Genomic DNA, 12,325 nt, shown 5'->3' on the forward strand with positions numbered 1-12,325 from the left:
CCTGCGCACGTCGTCGCCAACAAGGCCGAAAGTTTCGGGGACTGTAGCACGTCGGTGCCGGAAGGCCAGGGGTTTGTCCGGCGGGCGTCGTTGTTCCCGGCGCGGCTGCGGGGGGCCACGGGACGGTGGCATGCGCTGTTGGGATCCCTTGACACGCCTCGATCGATGGCCATAGGTTGCCGAAAGCGAGCGGCACCATTTCCGAAACTTTCGGATTCCGTCGTCGCTGTCGTCCCGGCCCGTGACCAGGGCGGCGGGCCAGGTCAGCGCTGCTAAGGGGTTCGGCATGAGAGGTCAGTCGCCCGTCGACACCGGACCGGCGAGCCGGGAAACCGTCGCGTGGCGCGACGCGCGGTTGTCACCGACCGAGCGGGCCGAGGCGCTCGTGCCACTGATGTCCCTGGAGGAGAAGATCGCCCAACTCGTCGGCGTCTGGGTGGGCGCCGACGGCTCCGGGGAGGGCGTCGCCCCGTACCAGACCGAGATGATCGACGGCTCGCCGTCGTGGAGCACCATCATCCGACACGGGCTGGGCCAGCTGACCCGGCCGTTCGGCACCGCGCCGGTCGACCCGGTCCTCGGCGCCCGCTCCCTGGCCGCCTCCCAGGAGCAGATCGTGGCGGCGAGCCGATTCGGGATCCCGGCCCAGGTGCACGAGGAGTGCCTCACCGGGTTCGCCGCCTGGCAGGCCACCGTGTACCCGGCCCCGCTGAGCTGGGGCGCCTCCTTCGACCCGGAGCTGGTCGAGACGATCGCCGGCCGGATCGGCCGGTCGATGCGCGCCGCCGGGGTGCACCAGGGCCTCGCCCCGGTGCTCGACGTGACCCGTGACTACCGGTGGGGGCGGACCGAGGAGACCATCGGCGAGGACCCGTACCTGGTCGGCACCGTCGGTGCGGCGTACGTGCGGGGCCTGGAACGGGCCGGCGTCGTCGCCACGCTCAAGCACTTCGCCGGCTACTCCGCCTCCCGGGGCGGACGCAACCTCGCCCCGGTGTCGATGGGCCCCCGGGAACTCGCCGACGTCATTCTCCCGCCGTTCGAGATGGCCCTGCGGCTGGGCGGTGCCCGCTCGGTGATGAACTCGTACGCCGAGATCGACGGTCTGCCCGCCGCCGCCGACGAGGGGCTGCTGACCGGGTTGCTGCGCGACGAGTGGGGCTTCACCGGCACGGTGGTCGCCGACTACTTCGCGGTCCGGTTCCTGCAGACCCTGCACGGTGTCGCCGACGGGGCGGCGCAGGCCGCCGAACTCGCCCTGCGGGCCGGCATCGACGTCGAGCTGCCCACGGTGGACACCTTCGGTGCCCCGCTGGTGGCCGCGGTCCGCGCCGGCGAGGTCGACGAGGCGCTGGTCGACCGGGCGCTGCGCCGGGTGCTGACCCAGAAGATCGAACTGGGCCTGCTCGACGAGGACTGGCGGGCGCTGCCGGAGGACGTGCAGGGCTTGCGTCTCGACGACCCGGCCAGCCAGGAGCTGGCCGTACGCCTGGCCCGGGAGTCCGTCGTGCTGCTGCGCAACGACGGGGTGCTGCCGCTGCCCGCCGGTCGCCGGGTCGCGCTGGTGGGCCCGGTCGCCGACGATCCGCTGGCGTTGCTGGGCTGTTACGCCTTCCCCAACCACGTCGGCGTCCAGCACCCCGAACACGGGCTCGGGCTGGACATCCCCTCGCTCCGCGACGAACTGACCCGCCTGGTCCCGGGCGTCGTACACGAGACCGGCTGCGCCATCACCGGCGAGGACACCGCCGGTATCGCGGCGGCTGTCACGGCGGCCACCGACGCCGACGTGTGCGTCCTCGCCCTCGGCGACCGGGCGGGCATGTTCGGCCGCGGCACCTCCGGCGAGGGCTGCGACGTGTCCGACCTGCGGCTGCCCGGCGTACAGGCCGACCTGGCGCGGGCCGTGCTCGCCACCGGCACCCCCGTCGTCCTGGTGCTGATGGCCGGGCGGCCCTACGCGCTGGGTTCCGAGTTCGACGCCGCGGCCGCGATCGTGCAGGCGTTCTTCCTCGGTCAGCGTGGCGGGCAGGCACTCGCCGAGGTGCTCACCGGAGCGGTGAACCCGTCGGGTCGGCTGCCGGTGAGCGTGCCGCGCGACGCCGGCGGTCTGCCGGCCACCTACCTGTCACCGCCGCTGGCGCGGCGCACGCAGGTGTCGTCGGTCGATCCCACCCCGGCGTACCCGTTCGGCCACGGGCTGAGCTACACCACCTTCGACTGGTCCGACGCGTGCGTGCTGGGACCCGTCGGTGACCTGCACGCCGGCTCCGGCGCGCCGGCGGAGTGGCCGGTCGACGGCGAGGTGACGGTCCGGATCACCGTCCGCAACACCGGACCGCGCGCCGGCACCGAGGTGGTCCAGCTCTACCTGCACGACCCGGTCGCGCAGGTCACCCGACCGGTCGTACGGCTGGTCGGTTACGCCCGGGTGCCGCTGGAGCCCGGCGCGGCGGCGCACGTGACATTCGACGTGCCGGCCGACGTCGCGTCGTTCACCGGCCGGGCCGGCCGGCGCATCGTCGAGCCCGGCGAGGTCGAACTGCGGTTCGGCCGGTCGAGCAGCGAGGTGGCGGCGACCGTGCCGATGCGGCTGACCGGCACCGAGCGCCCGATCGGTCACCAGCGGGAACTGCTGAGTTCGGCCTGGATCGAGGCCGTCGTGACCGCGGCGGCATAGGAGGCCGAGGATGACACCGCAAACCCTACGGCCGCCGCGGGCCCGGGACAGCCCCACGACGCCGACCACCCGCGCACCGCGTGCCCGGCGCAGTTGGCGGCGGGCCCTGCGCCGGGACTGGCAGCTCTACTCCCTTGCCGTCCTGCCACTGCTGTTCTTCCTGGTCTTCCGTTACCTGCCGATGATCGGCAACGTGATCGCCTTCCGCCGGTTCAAGCCCGGCGGCAGCATCTTCGGCGAGTACTGGGTCGGCCTGCGGTACTTCCGGATGTTCTTCACCGACCCGACATTCTGGGAGGTGTTCACCAACACGCTGGTGCTGGGGACGCTGACCCTGCTGTTCTGCTTTCCGCTTCCGATCGTGCTGGCGTTGCTGCTCAACGAGGTGCGGGCCCGCAGGCTCAAGCGGTTCGTGCAGTCGGTGTCCTACCTGCCGCACTTCCTGTCGATCGTGATCGTGGCGGCGATGGTCATGCAGATGGTGTCGGTGGACGGGACGGTGAACCAGCTGGTCCGCGCCGTCGGCGGCGACCCGGTGCCGTTCCTGCAACGGCCGGAGTGGTTCCGCACCATCTACGTGTCCTCCGAGGTCTGGCAGACGGTCGGCTGGGGCACCATCCTCTACCTCGCCGCCCTCACCACCATCGACGACAACCTGTACGAGGCGGCCCGCATCGACGGGGCCGGCCGGTGGCGGCAGACCTGGCACGTCACGCTGCCCGGCATCCGGCCGACGATGGTGACACTGCTGATCCTCAACATCGGCACCTTCATGGCGGTGGGGTTCGAGAAGATCCTGCTGCTGTACAACCCGTTGACGTACCCGACCGCCGACGTCATCTCCACATACCTGTACCGGATGGGCTTCGAGTCCAGCAACTTCAGCTACGCCGCCGCGATCGGCCTCTTCGAGGCCGTGATCGGGCTGGTCCTGGTGCTGACCGCGAACACCATCTCGCGGCGCACGGTCGGGGCGAGCCTGTGGTGACCGTCGGGAACGCCACGCAGCGCCCGGCCACCGCCCGGCGGCGGGGGATCCGGCCGACCCGCGGATACCGGGTCTTCCAGGCGATCAACGGGGTGATCCTCACCGGCGTCGTGGTCGTGACGTTGTACCCGTTCCTCAACATCGTGGCCCGCTCGCTCAGCGACGAGGCGTACATCATCGCGGGCAGGGTGACCCTGGTGCCGCGCGGGTTCGACCTGACCTCGTACCGGTTGATCATGTCCGACGCGATGTTCTGGACGAACTACCGCAACACCGTGGTCTACACGGTACTGGCCACCACCATCGCGCTCGTGCTCACCACCTGTTACGCGTACGTGCTGTCGAAGCCGCAGCTCAAGGGGCGGGGCGTGCTCGCCGGGATAGCCGTGTTCACCATGTTCTTCGGCGGGGGCCTGATCCCGAACTACGTGCTGATCACCAGCCTCGGCATGAAGAACACCATCTGGGCGGTGGTGGTGCCCAACGCCATCAGCGTGTTCAACCTGCTGGTGATGAAGGCGTTCTTCGAGAGCCTGCCGACCGAGCTGGAGGAGGCCGCCGCCGTCGACGGCCTGAACACGTACGGCATCCTGCTGCGGATCGTGCTGCCGCTGTCGAAGGCGATCATCGCCACGATGGTGCTGTTCTACGCGGTGTCCTTCTGGAACTCGTGGTTCACCGCGTTCCTCTACCTGGACCAGCAGGACATGTTCCCGGTGACGGTCTACCTGCGCAACCTCATCGCCGGCGCCACCGGGGCCCAGTCGGCCGGCGGGGTCGCCGACGCCGACGCGGTCCAGGCGGCGGCCACCATCCAGTCGGTGACCATCGTGCTCACCACCCTGCCCATCCTGGCGGTCTACCCCTTCATCCAGCGGTACTTCGTGTCCGGCGTGATGCTCGGCGCGGTCAAGGGATAGCCGATCGGTTCTATTCCCACCCCACCATCCGAACCGAAAGGACGAGCCATGTTCCGGAAGACCTGGCGCCGCGCGGCGGCTGCCGTGGTCGGTTTGCTCACCCTCACCCTCGTGGCCTGCTCGGAGGAGGAGCCCGCCAAGGACCTCTCCGGCAACCGGGCCGGCGCGATGGCCGAGTACGGCGTCGGCGACCAGTTCACCGCCACCGAGCCGGTCTCCTTCTCCATCCTGTACAACAACCACACGTTCTATCCGCTGAAGGAAGACTGGCCGCTCTGGTCGGAGATCACCAAGCGGACCAACGTGAAGCTCGACCCCGTGGTCGTGCCGGCCAGCGACTACGAGCAGAAGCGGAGCCTGCTCATCGGGGCCGGCGACGCTCCGATGATCATCCCGAAGACGTACCCCGGGCAGGAGAACGCCTTCGTCTCCTCCGGCGCGGTCCTGCCGGTCAGCGACTACCTGGACCTCATGCCGCACTTCAAGGAAAAGATCGAGAAGTGGCGCATGCAACCGGAGATCGACACGCTGCGGCAGTCCGACGGCAAGTTCTACGTGCTGCCCGGCATGCACGAGAAGCCCTGGCACGAGTACTCGCTGGCGATGCGCGCCGACATCCTCGACCAGCTCGGCCTGACGGTGCCAAAGACCTGGGACGACGTGTACACCGTGCTCAAGGCGATGAAGGCACGGTACCCGGACACGTACCCGTTCTCCGACCGGTGGCACAAGCCCAACCCCGGTGGCGCGTTGCTGAACTTCCTCGGCGCGTCGTACGGCACCAGCGGCGGTTGGGGCTACCAGCACGTCACCTGGGCGCCGGGCGAGAAGAAGTTCGTCTACACCGGGGCCAGCGAGCAGTACAAGCAGATGTTGCAGTTCCTGAACAAGCTCGTCGCCGAGAAGCTGATGGACCCGGAGAGCTTCACCCAGACCGACGACGCGGCCCGGCAGAAGCTCGCCAACGGCAAGTCCTTCGTGATCAGCACCAACGCGCAGACCCTGGTCAACGAACTGCGGCCGGACCTGGCGAAGACCCAGCCGAACGCGAAGCTGGTCAAGATCCCGCTGCCGGTCGGTCCGGCCGGTGAGATCAACCCGGCCTCCCGCCTGGAGAGCGGCGTGATGATCTCCTCAAAGGCCCGGGAGAGCAAGAACTTCGTGGCGATGATGCAGTTCATCGACTGGCTGTACTACTCCGACGCCGGTCAGGAGTTCGCCAAGTGGGGTGTCGAGGGGACCACGTACACCAAGGACGCCGCCGGCAAGCGCGCCCCCACGCCGGACGTCACCATCGTCGGGCTCAACCCCACCGGCAGCAAGCACCTGCAGAAGGACTTCGGCTTCGCCAACGGTGTGTTCGCCTACGGCGGCAAGCTCGACCTGGTGCAGTCCTTCTTCCCCCCGGAGGAGATGGAGTTCCAGAAGGTGATGAACGCCCGCACGCCGATCGTGGTGCCGCCGCCGCGCCCGCTGACCGACGAGGAGCGGGAGCAGGCGTCGCTCTGGGAGACCCCACTCAAGGACCACGTCACCCAGAACAGCCTGAAGTTCATCCTCGGCCAGCGGCCCTTCACCGAGTGGGACGCCTACGTCGGTGAACTGAAGGCCAAGAACTCCGAGCAGTACCTGGACATGGTCAACAAGGCGTACGAGCGGTTCCAGAAGAGCAACGGCTGACCGGCGGGGCCGGCCGGGGGACACCCTCCGGCCGGCCCACCCGGCGACGACCGGAGGACGAGCATGCGTACCACCGTTGCCGAGCAGCCCGTCGGCCGGCTGACCGACGCCTGGCGCACCTGCGTCGGCACCGGCCGCTTCGAGCTGGCCCTGCGGCGCGACTACCAGGACTCGCTGGCGCTGCTCCAGCGCGACATCGGCTTCCGGCACATCCGTGGGCACGGGCTGCTCAGCGACGGCGTGGGCGTCCACCGCCCCTACCAGCACCGGGGCGTGCGCCGGGTGCACCACAACTTCACCTACGTCGACCAGGTCGTCGACGCGTACCTCGAACTCGGGATCCGGCCCTTCGTCGAGCTGGGCTTCATGCCGTCCGCGCTGGCCTCCGGCGACCAGACGGTGTTCTGGTGGCGCGGCAACGTCACCCCGCCGCGCTCCTGGCAGGAGTGGGCCGACCTGGTCCGCAGCACCGTCGCCCACCTGGTCGACCGGTACGGCCTGGCGGAGGTGCGCGGGTGGCCGATCGAGGTGTGGAACGAACCCAACCTGACCGCCTTCTGGGCCGGCGCCGACCGGGACGCCTACCACCGGCTGTACGAGGTGTCCGCGCACGCGGTCAAGGAGGTCGACGCCACCCTCCAGGTCGGCGGCCCGGCCATCTCCCCGGGCGCGGACGAGTGGCTGGTCCCGTTCGCCGAGTTCGTCACCGACCGCAGGGTGCCGGTGGATTTCGTCAGCCGGCACGCCTACACCTCCGGTCCGGCCCAGCACGTGCCGTTCGGCACCCACCAGACCCTCGCTGAAGCCGCGCACCTGCTGGAACAGTTCGCCGCCCCCCGCAAACAGCTGGCCGGCACCGCCCTGGCCGAAGTGCCGGTGCACATCACCGAGTTCAACTCCTCCTACCGGCCGGACAACCCCATCCACGACACCGCCTTCCACGCGGCGTACCTCGCCCCCGTGCTGGCCACCGGCGGCGACCTGGTCGACTCCTTCTCGTACTGGACGTTCAGCGACATGTTCGAGGAGGAGGGGGTGCCGACCGCGCTGTTCCACGGCGGGTTCGGCCTGCTCACCCACCGTCAGATCAAGAAACCCACCTACCACCTGTACGCCTTCATGGCGCGCCTCGGTGACGAGGTGCTCGCGCGCGGCGCCGACCACCTGGTCACCCGGCATCCCGACGGTCGGGTCGCCGTGCTGGCCTGGGCCCCGGTCGACGTCACCGGCCTCGACCGGTCTCCGGAGCGGCACGACCTGGCACTGTCGGTGCCGCTCGGCCCGCCCGGCACCGCCTCGGCGTTCCTGCTGCGCTCCTCGGTCGGTGAGGAGGCGGGCAACGCCTGGGCCGCCTGGGTGGAACTGGGCCGTCCCCGCTCGCCCCGGCCGTGGCAGCTCGACGCGCTGCGGGAGGCCGCCGAACCGCAGCGCAGCCACCGGGGGGTGCCGGTCACCGCCGGCCGGGTCGAGCTGGACCTCACCCTCGGCCGGCACGAGGTGACCCTGGTCGAGCTGACCCCGGTGGTGGACGAGACCCCGCCCTGGTGGGACGAGGGCCGCCTGCTCGGCCGACCCGGCCGGGAGGAGGAGGCATGACCGACGCCGGCCAGACCTGGCGGCAGTTCGGCACCGGGCCGCTGTCGCGTGTCGCCGCGTACGTGCACATCCTGCTCGTCGTCGAACTGCTGCTGCTGGTCACCACGCTGCCCGGCCTGGCCCCGCTGCTCCTGCTCGACCGGGACGTCAGCAACCTCCCGCTGGTCGCGGTCGGCCTGCTCCCGGTCGGCCCGGCGGTCTGCGCCGCTCTGTACGCCCTGCGTCACCAGCCCCCGGACCTGACGGACCTGCGGCCCGCCGCGGTCTTCTGGCGGGGCTACCGGGCCAGCCTGGCGGGCGTGCTGCGGATCTGGGCGCCCGCGCTGCTGTGGCTGACCGTCATCGCGGTGAACCTCGCCCATCTCGACGCGGCGGCGGTGCCGTCCTGGTGGGCGGTGCCGCTGCTCGGCGTCGGCGCGCTGGTGGCCCTCTGCACGGCCCAGGCGCTGGTGGTCATCGCCCTGTTCACCTTCCGCACCCGCGACATCCTCCGGCTCGCGCCGCACCTGCTGGTGCGTTCCCCGAGCACCACGGTCGGCAACCTGCTGCTGCTGGCCGCCGCGACCGGGATCACCGCGGTCTTCTCGGAGGCGGTGCTGGCGCTGTTCGGCTCGCTGTTGGTGCTGGCCTTTCTGCGGATCAACGAGCCGGTGATCGACACGGTGCGCGAGGAGTTCACCGGTGAGTGACGCGCACCCCGCCTGGCTGCCGCCGGCGGCGTTCACGACGGTGGGTGGGTGCCGCGTGCTGGTGCACGGCGGTGGCCTGCTCGTGGACACCGTCTTCGATGAGGTCGTCCGGGCCTGCGCGACCCACGGCGGGCAGGCCCGGCGTACGGGGGACCGGCATCCGGCGCCATCCGGCGTCGCGTCGGGTGTCGGTCCCTCCACCCCGCCGGGCCGGGCCGGGGCGCCGCCGTCGCCCTCCGGCCCGGCCGGCGACGCCGTCGACCTGATTCTCGCGGTGCGGGGCGCGGAACCGTTGCCGGCACCGGCGGCGCGGGCCGACGACGGCGAACCCCTCGACGACGAGGGGTTCCTGCTGACCCGGGCCGACGGGCTGACGGTGGTGCTGGCCGACACGCCGGCCGGGCTGCTGTACGGGTTGTTCCACCTGGTCCGGCTCGGCGCGGGCGCGCTGGACGTGCGGGCTACTCGGCGGCACCGGCCCGCGCTGCGCCGGCGGATGCTCGACCACTGGGACAACGTGGCCCGGCACCCGGTGATGGGACAGGTGGAGCGGGGCTACGCCGGTGGTTCGATCTTCTGGCGCGACGGCGTCGCGCTGCGGGACCGGGAGCGGGTGCGGGCGTACGGGCGGCTGCTGGCCGCCTGCGGAATCAACGCGGTCGCGGTGAACAACGTCAACGTGCACGCCACCGAGGCGCGGCTGCTCATTGACCGGCTCGACGACGTGGCCTGGATCGCCGACGTGCTGCGCCCGTACGGCGTGCGGGTGCACCTGTCGGTGACCTTCGCCGCCCCGGTGCTCCTCGGTGGGCTGCCCACCGCCGACCCGCTCGACGAGGCGGTGCGCCGCTGGTGGGAGAGCGCCACGGCGCGGGTGTACGCCCACATCCCGGACTTCGGCGGCTATCTGGTGAAGGCCGACTCGGAGGGGCAGCCGGGCCCGTTCGGGTACGGTCGCGACCACGCCGACGGCGCGAACCTGCTCGCCGGGGCGCTCGCCCCGCACGGGGGAGTGGTGCACTGGCGGGCGTTCGTCTACCAGCACCAGCAGGACTGGCGGGACCGCTCCACCGATCGGGCGCGTGCCGCGTACGACCACTTCGCCCCCTTGGACGGACGGTTCCGGGACAACGTCATCCTGCAGGTGAAGCATGGTCCGATCGACTTCCAGCCGCGCGAGCCGGTCTCTCCGGTGCTCGCCGCCATGCCGGCCACCCGGCTGGCGGTGGAGTTGCAGGTTACCCAGGAGTACACCGGCCAGCAGCGGCACGCCTGTTACCTGGGTCCGTGGTGGAGCGAGGTGCTCAGGTTCCGGCCGTGGGGTCCGGACGGGCGTACCGTGGCGGACCTGGCGGCCGGCGGCGGCCTGGTCGCGGTCTCCAATGTGGGCGACGACCCGTTCTGGACCGGCCACCCCCTCGCCCAGGCCAACCTCTACGCCTTCGGCCGGCTCGCCTGGGATCCGGGCCTCGACCCGGTCGCGGTCCTCGACGAGTGGATCGGGTTGACCTTCCCGCCGGCCACCACCGGCGACCCGGCACTGGTGCGCGAGACCCTGCACGCGGTGCTGGACGACTCCTGGCGCACCTACGAGCGTTACACCGCCCCGCTGGGTGTCGGGTTCATGGTCCGCCCGGGGCACCACTACGGCCCGGACGTCGACGGTTACGAGTACACGCCGTGGGGCACCTACCACTTCGCCGACCGCGACGGCGTCGGCGTGGACCGTACCCGGGCCACCGGTACCGGCTTCACCGGGCAGTATCCGCCGCCGTGGTCACAGGTGTACGAGTCGCGCGAGCGCTGCCCGGACGAGCTGCTGCTCTTCTTCCACCATGTCCCGTACGGGCACGTCCTGCACAGCGGCGTGACCGTGGTGCAGCACATCTACGACACCCACTTCGCCGGGGTGGCGCAGGTGGAGCAGATGCGTCGGCGGTGGCGGCGGCTGTCCGGGGTGATCGACCCGACGGTGTACGAGCGGGTCGCCGAGCGCCTCGACGAGCAGTTGCGCTGTGCCGTCGAGTGGCGGGATCAGATCAACACGTACTTCTTCCGTAAGTCAGGGGTGCCGGACGCACGGGGACGCCGCATCCACTGACCCGACCGGCTTTCCGGCCGGGTCCGCGCGTTGTCACGCGCTCACCACGGGTGCACGGTGCCGTCCTGCAACCGGTTCACCGGCAGGTAGGCCGGCGAATACGGGTACCGGGCCGCTGCCTCCTCGTCGATGTCCACCCCGAGGCCCGGCGTCTCCGCCGGGTGCAGGTAGCCGTCGGCGAAGTGGTAGCCGTGGGGGAACACCTCGTCGGTGGCCGGGGTGTGCCGCATGTACTCCTGCAACCCGAAGTTCGGGATGGCGATGTCCAGGTGCAGCGCGGCGGACATGCAGACGGGGGAGAGGTCGGTGGCCCCGTGCGAGCCGCTGCGCACCTGGTGCAGGGCCGCCAGGTCGAAGATGCGGCGCAGGTGGGTGATGCCGCCGGCGTGCACCACCGTGGCGCGGATGTAGTCGATGAGTTGTTCCCGGATGAGCTGGGCGGCGTCGAAGATCGTGTTGAAGACCTCGCCGACGGCGATCGGGGTGGTGGTGTGCTGCCGGATCAGCCGGAACCCCTCCTGCAGGTCCGCGGGGACCGGATCCTCCATCCAGGTCAGCGCGTACGGTTCCAGGCTCTTGCCGAGCCGGGCCGCCTCGATCGGGGTCAGCCGGTGGTGCACGTCGTGCAGTAGCCGCACGGTGGGGCCGAACTCGTCGCGGACCCGGGCGAACACCGTGGGCGCGTGCGCCAGGTAATGCTCGGTGGACCAGGTGGTCTCGCTGGGCAGGGCCGCGTCGGCCGGCTCGTAGAACATCTTGTCGGCGCTGACCCCGTATGTCCTCGGCAGGCCGGGAACGCCGCACTGCACCCGGACCGCCCGGTAGCCCAGGTCGAGGTAGCGGCCCACCTCGGTCAGTACCTCGTCGATCGTCTCGCCGTTGGCGTGGCCGTACACGGTGACGCCGTCGCGGGACCGGCCGCCGAGCAGTTGGTAGACCGGCAGGCCGGCGACCTTGCCCTTGATGTCCCACAGCGCGGTGTCCACGGCGGCGACGGCGCTCATGGTGACCGGCCCACGCCGCCAGTACGCCCCCTGGTAGAGGTACTGCCAGGTGTCCTCGATCCGGGCCGGATCCCGGCCGATCAGCAGCGGCACCACATGGTCGCGCAGGTACGAGGCGACGGCCAGTTCGCGGCCGTTGAGGGTGGCGTCCCCGACCCCGGTGACGCCCTCGTCGGTGACGATCTTCAGGGTGACGAAGTTGCGTCCCGGACAGGTCACGATGACCCGCGCGTCGACGATTCTCACGCGTTCTCCTTGGAGCACCAGGGCGGGTACGACACGGCCGATCAGGGCTGGTCGCCTCTGGCCGTTGGCTAGCCGGTCTGGCAGGCGGCGCCGTTGAGCCGGAAGTCGGTGGGCGGCGGGTTGCTGGTGCCGTAGCTGCCCTGCACACCGAAGCTGACCGTGCCACCTGGCGGGAGGTCGGCGTTCCAGGCGACGTTTCGGGCGGTGACCGCGGTCCCCGCCTGGCTCACCTGGGCGTTCCAGGCGTTGGTGACCCGCTGCCCGGCCCCGAACGACCAGGTCAACGTCCATCCGGTCAGCGCCGACCCACGGTTGGTGGCCCGCACCTCGGCGGTGAACCCGCCGGTCCACTGGTTGACCGTCCAGGAAACCAGGCACGTCGGCGCGGCGGTGGGTGAGGCGGTCGGCGGCGGGGTGGTGG

The 12,325-nt window shown here is 70.9% G+C and carries 9 protein-coding genes; 7 read left to right on the plus strand and 2 right to left on the minus strand.

Translation table 11 applies throughout. The annotated features are described in order from the left end of the window. The first annotated feature begins 286 nt into the window (after positions 1-286). From E1182_RS24330 to E1182_RS24360, 7 genes are all read left to right on the plus strand, one after another. Positions 287-2,680, plus strand: coding sequence for a glycoside hydrolase family 3 N-terminal domain-containing protein (locus E1182_RS24330; protein ID WP_132269347.1), 2,394 nt, complete (start codon positions 287-289; stop codon positions 2,678-2,680). Between the two features lie 10 nt (positions 2,681-2,690). Further along, positions 2,691-3,668 (plus strand): sugar ABC transporter permease, encoded by a 978-nt coding sequence (locus E1182_RS24335; protein WP_243706396.1) that lies wholly within the window; start codon positions 2,691-2,693, stop codon positions 3,666-3,668. Beyond that, positions 3,665-4,588 (plus strand): carbohydrate ABC transporter permease, encoded by a 924-nt coding sequence (locus tag E1182_RS24340; RefSeq protein ID WP_207921496.1) that lies wholly within the window; start codon positions 3,665-3,667, stop codon positions 4,586-4,588. Before E1182_RS24335 ends, E1182_RS24340 begins: the two co-directional genes overlap by 4 nt. A gap of 48 nt (positions 4,589-4,636) precedes the next feature. Beyond that, complete coding sequence (locus E1182_RS24345; protein WP_132269349.1) at positions 4,637-6,268, plus strand: extracellular solute-binding protein; 1,632 nt, start codon at positions 4,637-4,639, stop codon at positions 6,266-6,268. A gap of 63 nt (positions 6,269-6,331) precedes the next feature. Further along, positions 6,332-7,864, plus strand: a complete 1,533-nt coding sequence (locus E1182_RS24350; RefSeq protein ID WP_132269352.1) for a xylan 1,4-beta-xylosidase — start codon at positions 6,332-6,334, stop codon at positions 7,862-7,864. Further along, positions 7,861-8,553 (plus strand): DUF624 domain-containing protein, encoded by a 693-nt coding sequence (locus E1182_RS24355; RefSeq protein ID WP_132269354.1) that lies wholly within the window; start codon positions 7,861-7,863, stop codon positions 8,551-8,553. Before E1182_RS24350 ends, E1182_RS24355 begins: the two co-directional genes overlap by 4 nt. After that, a complete protein-coding gene (locus E1182_RS24360; protein WP_132269356.1) occupies positions 8,546-10,654 on the plus strand; it encodes an alpha-glucuronidase in 2,109 nt (702 codons plus the stop codon). The genes E1182_RS24355 and E1182_RS24360 overlap by 8 nt, the downstream gene beginning before the upstream one ends. Positions 10,655-10,695: 41 nt before the next feature. On the opposite strand, the gene manD is transcribed toward E1182_RS24360, so the two are convergent. Together manD and E1182_RS24370 are read right to left on the minus strand one after the other, a co-directional pair. Continuing rightward, positions 10,696-11,904, minus strand: a complete 1,209-nt coding sequence (gene manD / locus E1182_RS24365; protein ID WP_132269359.1) for a D-mannonate dehydratase ManD — start codon at positions 11,902-11,904, stop codon at positions 10,696-10,698. A gap of 68 nt (positions 11,905-11,972) precedes the next feature. Further along, positions 11,973-12,325 (minus strand): cellulose-binding domain-containing protein (locus E1182_RS24370; RefSeq protein ID WP_207921497.1); only part of this gene is annotated, 353 nt, incomplete at its 5' end.

It is taken from the genome of Micromonospora sp. KC721 (assembly GCF_004348355.1).
GTDB lineage: Bacteria > Actinomycetota > Actinomycetes > Mycobacteriales > Micromonosporaceae > Micromonospora.